Source organism: Pantoea sp. SGAir0175 (assembly GCF_043547855.1).
In genome coordinates this window covers 4068684-4085434 of the sequence record NZ_CP028081.1, presented here as the reverse complement: position 1 = coordinate 4085434, position 16751 = coordinate 4068684, and the positions used below count along the sequence as shown (strand labels likewise).

Annotated in this window: 14 protein-coding genes; 7 read left to right on the top strand and 7 right to left on the bottom strand. The window is 55.3% G+C overall.

What is annotated here, in order from left to right:
• Window positions 1-76: 76 nt before the first annotated feature.
• Window positions 77-580, bottom strand: a complete 504-nt coding sequence (mobB, locus tag C1N56_RS19075; protein ID WP_282996538.1) for a molybdopterin-guanine dinucleotide biosynthesis protein MobB — start codon at window positions 578-580, stop codon at window positions 77-79.
• Window positions 580-1152, bottom strand: a complete 573-nt coding sequence (mobA, locus tag C1N56_RS19070) for a molybdenum cofactor guanylyltransferase MobA (protein WP_021507127.1) — start codon at window positions 1150-1152, stop codon at window positions 580-582. Before mobA ends, mobB begins: the two co-directional genes overlap by 1 nt.
• A 71-nt stretch (window positions 1153-1223) precedes the next feature.
• On the opposite strand from mobA, the gene C1N56_RS19065 reads away from it, so the two are divergent.
• The 4 genes from C1N56_RS19065 to polA all read left to right on the top strand — a co-directional run bounded on the left by C1N56_RS19065 (window position 1224) and on the right by polA (window position 6401).
• Window positions 1224-1499, top strand: a complete 276-nt coding sequence (locus C1N56_RS19065; RefSeq protein WP_021313943.1) for a YihD family protein — start codon at window positions 1224-1226, stop codon at window positions 1497-1499.
• Between the two features lie 46 nt (window positions 1500-1545).
• Window positions 1546-2532 (top strand): serine/threonine protein kinase, encoded by a 987-nt coding sequence (locus C1N56_RS19060; protein WP_058775452.1) that lies wholly within the window; start codon window positions 1546-1548, stop codon window positions 2530-2532.
• A 26-nt stretch (window positions 2533-2558) separates the two neighbouring features.
• Window positions 2559-3188 (top strand): thiol:disulfide interchange protein DsbA, encoded by a 630-nt coding sequence (dsbA, locus tag C1N56_RS19055; RefSeq protein WP_021507125.1) that lies wholly within the window; start codon window positions 2559-2561, stop codon window positions 3186-3188.
• A 423-nt stretch (window positions 3189-3611) separates the two neighbouring features.
• Complete coding sequence (gene polA, locus C1N56_RS19050; RefSeq protein ID WP_394516976.1) at window positions 3612-6401, top strand: DNA polymerase I; 2790 nt, start codon at window positions 3612-3614, stop codon at window positions 6399-6401.
• A gap of 410 nt (window positions 6402-6811) precedes the next feature.
• Here polA and yihA read toward each other — a convergent pair whose 3' ends face one another.
• Entirely contained in the window at window positions 6812-7453 is a 642-nt protein-coding gene (yihA, locus tag C1N56_RS19045) for a ribosome biogenesis GTP-binding protein YihA/YsxC (protein ID WP_031279643.1), read from the bottom strand.
• A gap of 555 nt (window positions 7454-8008) precedes the next feature.
• Here yihA and yihI point away from each other — a divergent pair.
• The gene (gene yihI / locus C1N56_RS19040; protein ID WP_349844108.1) at window positions 8009-8527 is read left to right on the top strand and encodes a Der GTPase-activating protein YihI; all 519 of its coding nucleotides are present in this window, start codon (window positions 8009-8011) and stop codon (window positions 8525-8527) included.
• 237 nt (window positions 8528-8764) lie between these two features.
• Window positions 8765-10138 (top strand): oxygen-independent coproporphyrinogen III oxidase, encoded by a 1374-nt coding sequence (hemN, locus tag C1N56_RS19035; protein WP_394516975.1) that lies wholly within the window; start codon window positions 8765-8767, stop codon window positions 10136-10138.
• 29 nt (window positions 10139-10167) lie between these two features.
• Here the strand turns inward: hemN and C1N56_RS19030 are convergent, their stop codons facing one another.
• The 4 genes from C1N56_RS19030 to glnA all read right to left on the bottom strand — a co-directional run bounded on the left by C1N56_RS19030 (window position 10168) and on the right by glnA (window position 14474).
• Window positions 10168-10293 (bottom strand): YshB family small membrane protein, encoded by a 126-nt coding sequence (locus tag C1N56_RS19030; protein WP_021507120.1) that lies wholly within the window; start codon window positions 10291-10293, stop codon window positions 10168-10170.
• A gap of 106 nt (window positions 10294-10399) precedes the next feature.
• Window positions 10400-11809, bottom strand: a complete 1410-nt coding sequence (glnG, locus tag C1N56_RS19025; RefSeq protein ID WP_394516974.1) for a nitrogen regulation protein NR(I) — start codon at window positions 11807-11809, stop codon at window positions 10400-10402.
• A 7-nt stretch (window positions 11810-11816) separates the two neighbouring features.
• Window positions 11817-12866, bottom strand: coding sequence for a nitrogen regulation protein NR(II) (glnL, locus tag C1N56_RS19020; RefSeq protein WP_394516973.1), 1050 nt, complete (start codon window positions 12864-12866; stop codon window positions 11817-11819).
• Window positions 12867-13064: 198 nt separating this feature from the next.
• Window positions 13065-14474, bottom strand: a complete 1410-nt coding sequence (glnA, locus tag C1N56_RS19015; RefSeq protein WP_031279641.1) for a glutamate--ammonia ligase — start codon at window positions 14472-14474, stop codon at window positions 13065-13067.
• A gap of 440 nt (window positions 14475-14914) precedes the next feature.
• On the opposite strand from glnA, the gene typA reads away from it, so the two are divergent.
• Window positions 14915-16735, top strand: a complete 1821-nt coding sequence (gene typA, locus C1N56_RS19010; RefSeq protein WP_058759442.1) for a ribosome-dependent GTPase TypA — start codon at window positions 14915-14917, stop codon at window positions 16733-16735.
• Window positions 16736-16751: the final 16 nt, after the last annotated feature.

Genomic DNA, 16751 nt, shown 5'->3' with positions numbered 1-16751 from the left:
TGAAGAAGCCCCGGACGAGAGTCCGGGGCTTTTTTACGTCCGTACTCCGGCAAATTTCCCGCCGAAAACCGTGTGATTAGCGGTTTTTTAGCCATTGAACAATATACTCTGCAACCTGATCGGGCTGATTAATATCCAGCACCGGTACCTGAAGCGCTAACGCTTCATCCGTCGCTACGGCAATCACCCAGTCATCCAGCAATTCATCAATTTCTCCCTTAACGCCGCGCCGCCATAGCACCATCCTGGGTACGGGTTCCTGTTTAAACCCCTCGACCAGCACCAGATCCAGCGATGCAGCGTCCATACGGCTTGCCAGCTGCGCTAAACTAAACGGCTGTTGCGGCGTTTCGCACATTAACGCCCAGCGTTGTTCGCTGGCGACGATCACCTGATCGGCTCCCGCTTTGCGCAGCAGATAACTGTCTTTTCCCGGCGTATCGATGTCCATCTGATGATGGGTATGCTTGATCAGCCCGGGGCGAATGCCCTGCGCTCTCAGTAGCGGAATCACCTGTTGTAACAGGGTGGTTTTGCCGGTGCCACTCCAGCCCACCACCGCCAGTAGCGGCACACTCATCACGCACTTTCCTCATTAACCAAATCGTCAGGCGTATTGATATTGCGGAAGGCGGCTTCATCATCATCAAACAGTACGCCGTGTCCGCCATGTTCTCGCATGAACTGCATCAGACGACGTTCTCCGCGCAGCAGCCACGCTTCCAGATCATCGGCCAGCGCACGATGCACCAGGGCCAGCGCCGGATGATCACGCTGACCCGATGTCACCCACACGGCGGCGGCTGCACCACGCTGCTGCCACAGCCGTGCAACAAAATCCTGCGGTAGCCACGGCGTATCGCAGGCGCAAAACGCCACCCATTCGGTCTGGCTGTGCCGCAGGCCGCTGAGCATGCCTGCCAGCGGACCGGGATAATCAGGCAGCGAATCACGAATCACCTGACAACCACTTGCCTGATAACGATCAATGTTACGGTTGGCGCTAATCAACACAATATTGACCTGCGGCTGTAAACGCTGCAGAACGTGCTGATAAAGCGGTTTGCCCTGTAATGGCAGCAAGCCCTTATCCTGACCTCCCATACGGCTGCCTTGCCCGCCTGCGAGGATCACACCGGTAAATGCGGTCATCTTCGTCTCCCTGTTTATTCTGGACGATACTTAACTCGCGGTAGCGAACCACCTGCGCAAAGGAATCAATGATGAAATATCACCGACTCAATGAACTGCTCGAACTGCTGCAGCCTGCCTGGCAGCAAGAACCCGATCTCAACCTGCTGGCATTTTTACAAAAACTGGCGCAGGAATCAGGTTTCAGTGGCCCATTAAGTGAATTAAGCGATGACGTATTGATTTACCATCTCAAAATGCGTGATGCCGGTAGTCAGGCTGTGATCCCGGGTCTGAAGAAAGATTATGAAGTGGACTTCAAAAGCGCGCTATTACGTGCGCGCGGTGTGATCAAGGATGATGAGTAGTGTTATCCTTGCGCGTTCAACGCACAGGTAACATACAGGCACAATGATGAGCGAAGCCGCTTTTAATTTTCAGACGCTGAATCCCGACGTCATCCTCGATGCGCTCTGGGATGCCGGTCTGCGGGTCGAGTCCGGCTTAACCGCCCTGAACAGCTACGAAAACCGCGTCTATCAGTTCAGCGATGAGGATAAGCGACGCTATGTCGCTAAGTTCTATCGTCCGCAGCGCTGGAGTGCCGCGCAGATCGCTGAAGAGCATCGGTTTGCTCAGGATCTGCTGGACGATGAAGTGCCGGTTGCCGCACCGCTGGCGCTGCAGGGCAATACGCTCAATCAGCACGCTGGCTTTATGTTCGCGGTGTTCCCCAGCCTCGGTGGCCGGCAGTATGAAACTGACAATGAAGAGCAGATGGAGTGGGTGGGGCGTTTCCTTGGCCGTATCCATCAAACCGGACGCCATAGCCCGTTCCGCCAGCGGCCCACTTTGGGCCTGCAGGAGTATGTGGTTGAGCCACGTCTGCAGCTGGAACAGAGCGCGCTGGTGCCCGCCTCGCTGAAGGATGCGCTACTGAAGGCGTTAGATAAACTCAGCGCCACGCTGCAGCAGAGCTGGCACAGCCAGTGGCAACCGCTCCGGCTGCACGGTGACTGCCATCCCGGCAATATTCTGTGGCGCGATGGGCCGATGTTTGTCGATCTCGATGACGCGCGCACCGGTCCGGCTGTGCAGGATTTGTGGATGCTGGTGAACGGCAGCCGTCAGGAGCAATTGATCCAGTGGGATATTTTGCTGGAAGCGTATAACGAATTCGGTGATTTCGATTTACACGAATTGACACTGATTGAGTCTTTACGCGCCATGCGCATGGTTTATTATCTGGCCTGGGTGGTACGCCGCTGGCAGGATCCCGCTTTTCCGCGCGCCTTCCCCTGGATGACCGATGAGGACTTCTGGCGCCGGCAGATTGCACTATTTATCGAGCAGGAAAGGCTGTTACACGAACCGCCGTTACAGCTTAGCCCGCAATTTTAATGAAGTACTCAGGAGATGTTCTCACGATGAAAAAGATTTGGTTTGCGCTGGTAGGTTTGATGCTGGCATTTAGCGCCTCAGCGGCACAGTTCAACGACGGCAAACAGTACGTTACGCTGCCAAAACCGGTCGCCGGTGAGCCGCAGGTTATGGAATTCTTCTCCTTCTTCTGCCCGCACTGCTACCAGTTTGAACGCATTTACCACGTCAGCGATGCGGTGAGAAAGAATCTGCCAGCGGACACCAAAGTGACCAAATATCACGTTGATTTCCTCGGCGGCGACTTCGGTCCGGTGGTCACGCATGCGTGGGCAGTGGCAATGGCGCTGGGTGTGGAAGATAAAGTGACCGCACCGATTTTCGATGGCATCCAGAAGACCCAGACCATTACCGACGCAGCCAGCCTGAAAGAAACCTTCATTAAAGCAGCGGGCATCACCTCTGAAGATTACGATGCAGCGTGGAACAGCTTCGCCGTGAAGGCGCTGGTTGCACAGCAGCAGAAAGCGGCTTCAGATGTAAATCTGCAGGGCGTACCGGCGATTTTCGTTAACGGCAAATACATGGTTAACAACGGCGGCCTGGACACCAGCTCAATGGATAACTTCGTGGCGGATTATGCCAACGTCGTGAAATTCCTGGTTGAGAAAAAGTAATTAAGCGCTGAAAACGCGATGGCTTATGCTGTAGCGGCGCGGTTATCACCCGCCGCTACAGTGAAACCAACCCACACCACATCCTTAATTCACGAATCTATTCATCCCTTACAGCCAGCGTTTTTTGATTACCCTTTCGCTTAATATCCACATAGACGATCGCCTTTTTAAAAAGGTGTTTCGTATCACGGCAAGATTATAACTGACTGATTGTAAAATCATTTTAATCGTAAAATGATTGCAATTAACGTAAATAACAATACGTTATGAATTTTACGCACAAAGTTATCCACAAGATGATCCTTGCGATCCGCGCCGCGTAACCGCGAAAAAGATCCTCACTTTCTGCTGTTACTTCAACATTGTTCGCTGGTTGTGGCATCCTTATAACCCTGATTATCGCAACGAAGAAAATACAAACCTATGGCGCAAATTGCAGAAAATCCCCTGATTCTGGTAGATGGCTCTTCCTACCTCTACCGTGCATATCATGCCTTTCCGCCGCTGACCAACAGTGCGGGTGAGCCAACCGGCGCCATGTATGGTGTGCTCAACATGCTGAAAAGCTTGCTGATGCAGTATCAACCCAGCCATGTGGCTGTGGTCTTCGATGCCAAAGGCAAAACGTTCCGCGATGAGCTGTTTGAAAATTACAAATCGCATCGTCCACCGATGCCGGACGATTTACGCGCGCAAATCGCGCCGCTGCACGAGATGGTAAAAGCCATGGGGCTGCCGCTGCTGGCGGTGTCCGGCGTGGAAGCCGATGACGTGATTGGCACGCTGGCGCTGGAAGCGGAAAAGCAGGGGCGTGCGGTGCTGATCAGCACCGGCGATAAAGATATGGCGCAGCTGGTGACGCCGGGCATTACCCTGATTAACACCATGACCAACACCGTGCTCGGTCCGGAAGAAGTCGAGCAGAAATACGGAGTACCGCCTTCGCTGATTATCGATTTCCTCGCCATGATGGGCGACAGCTCGGATAACATCCCGGGCGTTCCGGGCGTGGGCGAGAAAACCGCACAGGCGCTGCTGCAGGGGCTGGGCGGCATGCAATGCATCTACGACAACCTTGATAAAGTGGCCGGGCTCTCCTTCCGTGGAGCAAAAACCATGGCGGCGAAGCTGGAGCAGAATCGCGATGTGGCATTTCTCTCCTACCAGCTGGCGACCATCAAAACCGATGTGGAACTGGAGCTGGCCTGCGAGCAGCTGACGGTTAACGAGCCTGACGTCGAAGCATTGCAGACGCTGTTTAGCCGCTATGAATTCAAACGCTGGCTTGCCGATCTGCAGGAAGGAAAATGGCTGCAGGGTAAAAAGAGCAATAGCCAGGCGCAGAAATCGCTGCCGGATGAACCCGCCGTGGCCGCAGCGGAAACGGTCAGCGTGCTGTCATCCGACGGCTATGTCACCATCCTCGACGAGGCGACCTTTGCCGACTGGCTGAAAAAACTGCAAAGCGCCGACGTGTTTGCTTTTGACCTGGAAACCGATTCGCTGGATACCCTGAGCGCCAATATTGTCGGCATTGCCTTCGCCGTGGCACCGGGCGAGGCCGCTTACCTGCCGGTGGCGCATGACTATCTTGACGCGCCACCGCAGCTGGATCGCGCCGCGGTGCTGAAGCAGCTGAAACCGCTGCTGGAGGACAGTAAAGCAGCGAAGGTCGGGCAGAATCTGAAGTACGATCGTGGCGTACTGAAAAATTACGATATTGAGCTGAACGGCATCAAATTCGACACCATGCTGGAGTCTTACTGCCTGAACAGCGTCGGCGGCAAGCATGATATGGACAGCCTGGCGGCCCGCTGGCTTAACCACAAAACCGTCACTTTCGAAGAAATTGCCGGTAAAGGTAAAAATCAGCTCACCTTCAATCAGATCGCGCTTGAGCAGGCGGCGCACTATGCGGCAGAAGACGCTGACGTCACGCTGCAGCTTCACCTGCAGATGTGGCCGAAGCTGGAGCAGGAAGCCGGTCCGAAGCAGGTATTCGAGGCGATTGAGATGCCGCTGGTGACGGTCATTTCCCGCGTAGAGCGCAACGGTGTGCTGATCGATCAGAACATCCTCGCGAAACATTCGCAGGAGCTGACCTCGCGTCTGGCCGAGCTGGAGCTGAAGGCGCACGAGCTGGCCGGCGAGCCTTTCAACCTCTCCTCCACCAAACAGCTGCAAACCATTCTGTTTGAGAAGCAGGGAATTAAGCCGACGAAGAAAACGCCGGGCGGCGCGCCATCGACCAGTGAAGAAGTGCTGGCTGAGCTGGCGCTCGACTATCCGCTGCCGAAAGTAATTCTTGAGCATCGCGGCCTGTCGAAGCTGAAATCCACTTACACCGATAAGCTGCCGCAGATGATCAATCCGATCACCGGCCGGGTACACACCTCTTATCACCAGGCGGTGACGGCCACCGGACGACTCTCCTCGACCGACCCGAACCTGCAAAACATTCCGGTGCGCAACGAAGAGGGACGGCGCATTCGTCAGGCGTTTATTGCGGGCGCGGATAAGCGCATCGTGGCTGCCGACTATTCGCAGATTGAGCTGCGAATCATGGCGCACCTGTCGCAGGACAAAGGCCTGCTGGATGCGTTTGCGCAGGGTGAGGATATCCACCGCGCCACGGCGTCTGAAGTTTTCGGTGTGGCGCTAAGCAAGGTTTCCGGTGAGCAGCGCCGCAGTGCGAAAGCGATTAACTTCGGACTGATTTATGGCATGAGCGCATTTGGTTTGTCGCGTCAGCTGAACATTGGTGCCGGCGAAGCGAAGAAGTACATGGATCTCTACTTTGAGCGCTATCCGGGCGTGCTGCGTTATATGGAAGCGACGCGCGCGCAAGCCGCGGATAAGGGATACGTCGAGACGCTGGATGGTCGTCGTCTGTGGCTGCCGGACATCAACTCCAGCAATGCCATTCGCCGTAAAGCTGCCGAACGTGCGGCGATCAACGCACCGATGCAGGGCACCGCGGCGGACATCATCAAACGTGCCATGATCGCCGTTGACGGCTGGCTGCTGCTGCAGAACAGTGATGAGGTGAAAATGATCATGCAGGTACACGATGAACTGGTATTTGAGATCCACAAAGATGCCGTCGCAGGTGCCAGCCAGACGATCCGCGAACTGATGGAGAACAGCATGAAGCTGGATGTACCGCTGCAGGTTGAAGTGGGAACCGGCGATAACTGGGATCAGGCGCACTAAGGGCCCGCTGCTCGCCACAGATGCTGGTGGCGGGCAGCGTCATAAGAAAAAAGTTTACTTAATCGGTTCAGCCGGTCATCAAAACTGCCGGTAAAATACAGGTTAAGTAACTGCTTATCGGCTAAGCATTTTTTTGGTAATTAAACTACATGCCCTGCGCGAAAATGTGACGAAGCTGGTAAAAAAGATGTCGAATTCTGAAACTTAACAACAAAAAACCCTTTGTTGGTCAGAAAAAATCGGGTAAAGTTCATCGCGTAGGGTACAGAGGTAAGATGTTCTATCTTTCAGACCTTTTACTTCACGTAATCGGATTTGGCTGAATATTAGCCGCCCCAGTCATTTATGACTGGGGCGTTTTTTATTGGGCTTTTTCTGAAAAAAAGCGGACGCAAAGGTCCGCTCAGGCGCTACTCTGACAGCGCTTCACCGTCGCCTTCCTGCGCCGGAGTCAGCTCGCTAAACCAGGTATCAAGTTTCTGACGCAGCTTATCGACGCCCAGTTTTTTCAGCGATGAGAACATCTCGACCTGGACATCGCCCATAAATGCCAGCGATGCCTCACGCACCATGTTCAGCTGCGCTTTACGGGCACCGGAAGCCAGCTTGTCGGCTTTAGTCAGCAGAATCATAACTGGAATACCGCTCTGCACCGCCCACTCAACCATTTGCTGATCGAGATCTTTAAGCGGATGGCGGATATCCATCAGTACCACCAGTCCTTTCAGGGCCTGACGTTTCTGCAAATATTCACCCAGCGCGCGCTGCCATTTACGCTTCATCTCTTCCGGGACTTCCGCATAACCGTAACCTGGTAAATCCACCAGGCGTTTGCCTTCCACCACTTCAAACAGGTTAATCAGCTGCGTTCGGCCTGGTGTTTTACTGGTACGCGCCAGGCTTTTCTGGTTGGTCAGGGTATTCAGCGCGCTGGATTTGCCTGCATTTGAGCGCCCGGCAAAGGCAACTTCAATGCCCGTATCCGCCGGTAGATGACGAATATCCGGCGCGCTGAGCATGAAATGGGTGACGTGATAGTTCAAAGCAGACAATGTAAAACTCCAGCAGAATGATCGGGCAATGGCGCTGATTATACCTGTTATGGCGCAAAAGTGCCCGACAGGCGTCTTAACGCGCCATTTTGTAAGAGATCGCCGCTAACTGCTACCAGTGATGACGGATTCATGCAACATTCATTCGTTATATTACTGTTTATTTTCAATAGCTTACGTTAAACATGAAAAAGACCGCTCTAAATTAGAGACAAGTCTCACTTGTTCAATTTACTGTTTGGTCTACATTTGTTGTCAGTGCACGGCAGCACCCATCAGGATGATGAGCTCAGGAGCGTCGGGGATGACCGCGAGCATGGCAGGAGAGCGATTCAGGCAGGAATCGGACAGGGACAGGGATTACTCGCAGGAGCGATGTGGCGATGGAGCAACCGGGACGTTGTGAGCCGTAAAGGATTTGACGCGTGTTTCCTTCGTATGAAGGTGCGAAATAAGGCGATAGCACAGGCTATCGCCTTTTTTCTTTGTCATCTTTCTGCTAGATTTCGCCGCAATTCTATACTGAACTCACCAGGCATCGCCGAGACCGAACACATGAAGCAACCTGCACCAGCCCAGCGTGGCAAACCTGCTGCTAAAGCCAAACGCAAATCGCGTGAAGAACTGAACCAGGAAGCCCGCGATCGCAAGCGCGATAAAAAGCACAGCGGCCACAAATCTGGCAGCCGCGCCAACCCGGAAATGCAAAGCGCCGGTAAAGGGCACAGCAAAAAGAGCGCCGATCCGCGCGTGGGCAGCAAAAAGCCAGTCGCGCTGGTGGCGGACGGCAAAACCCTGCCCGAGAAGAAAGTGGCGAAGCCAAAGCCCAAAGCCGAAAAAGTGCGTCTGACGCCGCAGGAAGAGCTGGCCAAGCTGGAGAACGATGAGCGTCTCGACACGCTGCTCGATCGCCTTGAGAGCGGCGAAACCCTGAGCGCAGAAGATCAGGCGTGGCTGGATGAGACGCTGGATCGCATTGACGAGCTGATGGAGACGCTGGGCATTGCGCTGGACGACGACGCCGAAGACGAGCAGGCAGAAGAGGATATGATGCGCCTGCTTAAGGGCCACTAACCGCCATTTTTGATCGGCATGCGGCTTTGCGCATGCCGCGCTAAACAGGTATTCACCTATGTTTTGGCCTGGATCAATTTTAGCGCTGCTGCTGACATGTTATCTGCTGTGGTTATTGTTTAAACTACGCCGCCTGTCGCGGCTGAAATCGCGCTTACGGCGGCGTTCCGCCCAGCGCTTCGTCTCCTCTTCTGCCACGCGACCCGCCCTCAGACGACGTCACCGTAAGGAGTGAGCATGTCATCGCAGCAGATTGAGTGGGATCAGCGGCTCATCGAAAAATACAATTACGCCGGTCCGCGTTACACCTCCTATCCCACCGCGCTGGAATTCAGTGAAAGCTTTGGCGCGAGCGATTTTCAGCGCGCGGTTGAGCGCTATCCCGAGCGCGCGCTATCGCTGTATGTGCATATCCCGTTCTGCCATCGTCTGTGTTACTTCTGCGGCTGCAATAAAATCGTGACGCGCCAGCTGCACAAGGCCGATCGCTATCTGGAGGTTCTGGCGCAGGAGATTCGTCAGCGCGCACCGCTGTTTGCCGGCCGTCGCGTTACGCAGCTGCACTGGGGCGGCGGCACGCCTACCTTCCTTAATCAGCAGCAGGTCAGCCGGCTGGTGGCGCTGCTGCGCAGCCATTTCGACATCGCTGACGACGTTGAGATGTCGATCGAAGTCGATCCGCGTGAAATTGAGCTGGAGATGATCGATCATCTGCGCGCAGAGGGCTTCAATCGTCTGAGCATGGGCGTGCAGGATTTCAACAAGACAGTGCAGGAGCGGGTCAATCGCGTTCAGGATGAAGAGACCATTTTCGCCCTGGTGCAGCGTGCCCGCGCGCAGGGATTCCGCTCAGTCAGTCTGGATTTAATCTACGGCCTGCCGCTGCAGACGCCAGAGAGCTTTGCCTTTACGCTGCAGCGGGTGATTGCGCTCAATCCGGATCGCCTTAGCGTCTTCAACTATGCGCACATGCCTGCGCTGTTTGCCGCTCAGCGCAAAATCAAAGATGAGGAGCTGCCGACGGCGGCGCAGAAGCTGCAAATCCTGCAGCAAACCATCGCGACGCTGACCGGTGCGGGATACCAGTTTATTGGCATGGACCATTTTGCCAAACCGGATGATGAACTGGCGGTGGCGCAGCGCGCCGGCGTACTGCATCGCAATTTCCAGGGTTATACCACGCAGGGCGAAACCGAACTGCTCGGACTGGGGGTTTCGGCCATCAGCATGCTGGGCGACAGCTATGCGCAGAATCAGAAAGAGTTAAAAGCCTGGTATGCCAGCGTTGAGCAGCAGGGCCATGCGCTGTGGCGCGGTTTAACCCTGAGCGAGGATGATTGTCTGCGGCGGGATGTGATTAAAGCGCTGATCTGTAACTTTGCGCTGGATTTTGCCGACATCGAAGCCCGGTGGCCAGTGGTGTTTGAACGCTATTTTGCTGAGGATTTAGCGCTGCTGGCGCCGCTGGTGGCGGACGGCTTGCTTGAGATCGGTGAGCGCCGGCTGCAGGTCACCGGCATTGGCCGTCTGCTGATTCGCAACATCTGCATGTGCTTTGACCGCTATCTGCGGCAGAAAGCACGGATGCAGCAATTTTCGCGGGTAATTTAAGCATAAAGGGAGCCAGCGCTCCCTTTATGTTAACTGAACAGACTGACGCTGATGGCGCAGACCACGGCGGCCAGCGCGGTTTGCGGTGAGTGAGTCACAGCATTACCGATTGCCGCCACGTTATGCGCGATCAGCTGGATGACAGATTGCAACATGTTAGCCTCTCCCGATTGCCGCCCGTATGATACTGAACGGCACCGGTCTGTACAGATGTTACGCGCAGAAAATGTGCAATAAATAACCCTTTTACACTTTTCCGCGTTATTCCATGCCCAGTTCTTTCAGTTTACGCGTGAGCGTATTGCGGCCCCAGCCCAGTAAACGTGCCGCTTCCTGCTTGTGGCCCTGCGTATGACGCAGCGCAGTGGTCAGCAGCGTACGCTCCATCTCCGGCTGTGCTTCTGACAGCAGGTTCTGATGACCGGAACGCAGCGCGCGGTCTGCCCACTGCGCCAGCAGCGTTGCCCAGCTGTCCGGCAGCGACTGCACCGGATTTTCCGGCGTACTCGACTCAAACAGCTCCGGCGGCAGATCCTGAATCAGCACTTCCTGGCCTGCGGCCATGACCGTCAGCCAGCGGCAGGTGTTCTCCAGCTGGCGCACGTTACCCGACCAGTGCAGTCGCGTCAGCGCGGCTTCAGTCTCCGGATGCAGAATTTTCGCTTCCACGCCCAGCTCACGCGCTGCGACCTGCAGGAAGTAGCGCGCCAGACGCGGGATATCCTCGCGACGTTCACGCAGCGGCGGCAGATGCACGCGAATCACGTTGAGGCGATGGAACAGGTCCTCACGGAATTTGCCCTCCTGCACGCGCAGCTCCAGATTCTGGTGGGTAGCGGCGATGATGCGCACATCCACTTTGACCGGCGCATAGCCGCCAACACGATAGAACTGGCCATCGGCCAGCACGCGCAGCAGGCGCGTCTGTACATCAAGCGGCATATCGCCGATTTCGTCGAGAAACAGCGTGCCGCCATCAGCCTGCTCAAAGCGGCCCTGACGAATCTGGTTCGCGCCGGTAAACGCGCCTTTCTCGTGGCCAAACAGCTCCGATTCGATCAAATCCTTCGGGATCGCCGCCATATTCAGCGCGATAAACGGGGATTTGCCGCGCGGGCTGTGGCGATGCAGCGCATGCGCGACCAGCTCTTTACCGGTACCGGACTCGCCATTGATCAGCACGCTGATCGACGAACGCGACAGACGGCCGATGATGCGGAAGACATCCTGCATCGCCGGCGCTTCGCCGATGATGTCGGTGGTCGGGCCGCTTACCGGCTGATTGCGCGGCTGCTGCTGCTCCTGATAGTGACTGATGGCGCGCTCTACCAGCGCGACCGCTTCATCAATATCAAACGGCTTAGGCAGGTAATCAAATGCGCCCTGCTGATAAGCGCTGACCGCCGCGTCGAGGTCCGAATGCGCGGTCATAATGATGACCGGCAGCATCGGATGACGCTGTTTGATCTGCTTCAGCAGCGCCAGACCATCCATGCCTGGCATACGAATATCCGACAATAATACGTCCGGGGTTTTGGTCGAGAGCGCATCCAGCACCTCGTTGCCGCTGTCAAAGGTGGCGCAGCTTAAACCGGCTCCAGTGAGCGCACGTTCAAGCACCCAGCGGATGGAGCTATCGTCATCGACGATCCAGACTATCCCTCGTTGCATAGAAACCTCACTGGCGAATAGGCAGGTAAACCGAGAATTCGGTGTGGCCTGGCCAACTGTTAAATTCAATTTTTCCCGAATGCTGATCAATCAGGCTGCGGGCGATAGAGAGACCTAAACCGGTGCCGCCTTCGCGTCCGCTGACCATCGGATAGAACAGCGTATCCTGCAGCTGGGCCGGAATGCCCGGGCCATCATCTTCAATGTCGATTCGCGCCACCAGCCGGTAACGCGTGCCGTGTAACGTCAGCTGAAACGCGGTACGGGTACGGATGACAATGGTTCCGCCCGCTTCGCCCAGCGCCTGCAGCGCGTTACGCACCACGTTGAGCAGCACCTGCTCAATCTGGTCCGGGTCGTGCGGCAGCTCCGGCAGGCTGGGGTCATAATCACGCACCAGCGAGACGTTTTCCGGCAGCTCCATCGACACCAGGTTAACCACACGTTCAGCCACCTGATGAATGCTCTGGGTCACGTGCAGTCCGGGCTGCTGCGGACCCAGCAGGCGGTCGACCAGATTACGCAGCCGGTCGGCCTGCTCAATAATCACTTTGGTATATTCATTCAGCGCCGGATCGGGCAGGGCGCGCGATAACAGCTGCGCCGCGCCGCGCAATCCGCCGAGCGGGTTTTTAATTTCGTGCGCCAGGCCGCGTACCAGATCGCGCGCGGCAACCTGCTGGGCGTGCTGAATCTGCTCCTGGCTGAGACGGCGCTGATTATCCATCGGCGCCATTTCCAGCAGAATAAATCCGTCGGGTAGACGCTGTGCCGTAAGTGACATAATGTGCGCGCGGCCATCCACCACTAACGTGACTTCGCTATCGGTAAAGCCCTGGCCTGCCCCTAAACTCTCGCTCATTACCTCAATGTTCAGCGAAAAATAGCCGGTAAGTTCCGGTAAGGGCGTGCCGAACAATTTTCGTGAGCTTTGCGCCAGTAGTTGCTGGACCGCCGGGTTGGCGTAGTGGATAACCAGATCGTTATCGACCAGCAAAATACTGTTGATCAGGGAGTTGAGAATCTGCCCCGCGTCGGGCAGCGTGCCAGTTGCCATACAGCGTTCCTCTGCACTAAATTAGTGCATTATAGCCTTTGGGGACGCAAATCTATCCGTCGAACGATGAATTCGCGGTGAAAAAAGCCCATCCGGAGATGGGCTAAAGTTTCCACGGCAACAAAAAATCTTCAGCGCCAGGATTAGCACCGTCGCGGCGTTGGCGGCTACGGTGCATCTGCGCGAATCTTTTAAGGATTAAACGCTGTAGTACAGTTCGAACTCAACCGGGTGCGGCGTCATGCGTACGCGGTCGTTGTCAGCTTTACGCAGTTCGATGTAAGCATCGATCGCGTCGTCAGTGAACACGCCGCCACGGGTCAGGAACTCGCGGTCTTCGTTCAGTGCGTTCAGCGCTTCTTCCAGTGAACCGGCCACTTTTGGAATCTCAGCTTCTTCTTCCGGCGGCAGGTCGTACAGGTTTTTGTCCATCGCATCGCCAGGGTGGATCTTGTTGATCACGCCGTCGAGGCCGGCCATCAGCAGTGCGGTGAACGCCAGGTATGGGTTAGCCGCTGGATCCGGGAAACGCGCTTCGATACGACGTGCTTTCGGGCTGGCCACTACCGGGATACGGATAGAGGCAGAACGGTTACGTGCTGAGTAAGCCAGCATTACCGGTGCTTCGTAGCCTGGGACCAGACGCTTGTATGAGTTGGTGGTCGGGTTTGCCAGGGCGTTGATGGCTTTAGCGTGCTTGATGATACCGCCGATGTAGAACAGGGCAGTTTCAGACAGGCCGCCGTATTTGTCGCCAGAGAACAGGTTTACGCCGCCTTTAGACAGTGACATGTGGCAGTGCATTCCGGAACCGTTGTCGCCAAACATCGGCTTCGGCATAAAGGTAGCCGTTTTGCCGTAGGCGTGCGCGACGTTGTGCACGACATATTTGTAGATCTGAATTTCGTCAGCTTTCTTGGTCATGGTGTTGAAGCGGGTAGCCACTTCGTTCTGACCCGCGGTTGCCACTTCGTGGTGATGCGCTTCAACCACCAGACCCATCTGCTCCATGGTCAGACACATGGCAGAACGGATGTCCTGTGATGAGTCAACCGGTGGCACCGGGAAGTAGCCGCCTTTCAGACCTGGACGGTGACCTTTGTTACCGCCTTCGTACTCTTTACCGGTGTTCCAGGCTGCTTCGATGTCGTCGATAGCCACGTGTGAGCCGGAAGTTGAAGAGCCGAAACGGATGTCGTCAAACAGGAAGAACTCTGGCTCAGGTCCGAACAGTACGGTGTCGGCGATGCCGGAAGAACGCAGGAACTCTTCTGCGCGCTTGGCAATGGAGCGCGGGTCGCGATCGTAGCCCTGCAGCGTGCCTGGCTCGAGAATGTCACAGCGGATGATGAGCGTCGGATCTTCGAAGAACGGATCCATTACGGCAGTTGTTGCATCCGGCATCAGCACCATGTCTGATTCGTTAATGCCTTTCCAGCCGCCGATGGAAGAGCCATCGAACATTTTGCCTTCTTCGAAGAAGTCAGCGTTAACCTGGTGAGCAGGGATAGTAACGTGCTGTTCTTTACCTTTGGTATCGGTAAAACGCAGGTCAACAAACTTAACTTCGTGCTCGTTCATCATCGAGAGAACGTGTTCAGCGGACATACTCAACTCTCCTGGAAATGGTCATTTTGTCGTCGTGGTGAGAGAACTTCTGTTGCCGGGAATGTGTCACGACTACTGACCACCCCTGACCAAGATCTCGGCAAGCTCTTCAACCGTTGTGCAACTGTCGTTTTCGCTTAAAAGATATAAAGCGAATTCTGTGCCAACTTTATTACAATGGTGAAAATGGCGCTGTGATGCGCCCTGCGGTGAGACGACGGCTGCACCAGCGTGGATGGAATGCACCAAAATAGTGCCGTCAGTTTAGGGGTAAGCACTTAAATGGTGCAAAGCGCCATCAAAGTGCAGCTTAATGCACCGTTATTGGTGCTAAAAACGCGCACTGCGAGAATATTTCGGCGAAAACTGTGATCATGTTCAGTCTTTCGCTTAATCCGTGTACAATACCGCGTTATTTCTATAATGCCTGAGGCAAAGCTGTGATCGAAAATTTGCGTAACATCGCCATCATCGCGCACGTTGACCATGGTAAGACCACCCTGGTTGACAAACTGCTGCAACAGTCCGGTACTTTTGATGCCCGTACCGAAGCGACTGAGCGCGTGATGGACTCCAACGATTTGGAGAAAGAGCGTGGGATTACCATCCTCGCGAAAAACACCGCCATCAAATGGAACGACTACCGTATCAACATCGTTGATACCCCGGGACACGCCGACTTCGGTGGTGAAGTTGAGCGCGTCATGTCCATGGTGGATTCGGTGCTGCTGGTTGTAGACGCGATGGATGGCCCTATGCCGCAAACCCGCTTCGTAACCAAGAAAGCCTTTGCCCACGGTTTGAAGCCGATTGTAGTCATCAACAAAGTTGACCGTCCTGGCGCGCGTCCGGACTGGGTTGTTGACCAGGTATTTGACCTGTTCGTTAACCTCGACGCGACTGACGAGCAGCTCGATTTCCCGATCATTTATGCGTCTGCGCTGAATGGTATCGCCGGTCTGGATCACACCGACATGGCTGACGACATGACCCCGCTGTATCAGGCCATCGTCGACCACGTTTCTCCACCGCAGGTTGAAATTGAAGCCCCACTGCAGATGCAGATCTCGCAGCTGGACTACAACAACTACCTCGGCGTAATCGGTATCGGCCGCATCAAGCGCGGTAAAGTGAAGCCAAACCAGCAGGTTACTGTGATCGACAGCGAAGGGAAAACCCGTAACGCGAAAGTCGGTAAAGTGCTGGGCCATCTGGGTCTGGAGCGTATTGAATCCGACCTGGCTGAAGCGGGCGACATCATCGCTATCACCGGTCTGGGCGAGTTGAACATCTCCGACACCATCTGCGACACGCAGAATGTGGAAGCGCTGCCAGCGCTGAGCGTGGATGAGCCAACCGTAACCATGTTCTTCAACGTCAACACCTCACCGTTCTGTGGTAAAGAAGGTAAGTTTGTGACGTCGCGTCAGATCCTTGAGCGTCTGAACAAAGAACTGGTGCACAACGTAGCGCTGCGCGTAGAAGAAACTGAAGATGCTGATGCATTCCGCGTATCCGGTCGTGGTGAGCTGCACCTGTCAGTTCTGATCGAGAATATGCGTCGTGAAGGCTACGAGCTGGCGGTATCCCGTCCGAAAGTTATCTACCGTGAATTCGAAGGCCGCAAGCAGGAGCCATTCGAAAACGTTACCCTCGACATCGAAGAAACCCATCAGGGTTCAGTGATGCAGGCGATGGGTGAGCGTAAAGGCGACCTGAAAAACATGGATCCGGATGGTAAAGGCCGCGTACGTCTCGACTACGTGATCCCAAGCCGTGGTCTGATCGGCTTCCGTAACGAATTCATGACTATGACTTCCGGTACCGGTCTGCTGTACTCCACCTTCAGCCACTACGACGACGTGCGTCCGGGCGAAGTGGGCCAGCGTCAGAACGGCGTGCTGATCTCCAACGGTCAGGGTAAAGCGGTTGCCTTCGCCCTGTTCGGCCTGCAGGATCGCGGTAAGCTGTTCCTCGGTCACGGTGCGGAAGTGTATGAAGGCCAGATCATCGGTATTCACAGCCGTTCTAACGACCTGACCGTAAACTGCCTGACCGGTAAGAAACTGACCAACATGCGTGCGTCAGGTACTGACGAAGCGACCACCCTGGTACCACCGCAGAAAATGACGCTGGAGCAGGCTATCGAGTTCATCGATGATGACGAACTGGTAGAAGTGACGCCGCAGTCAGTACGTATTCGTAAACGCCACCTGACCGAGAACGATCGCAAACGCGCGTCTCGCGGCAGCAAAGAGTAAGCGAAATCGTCTGATA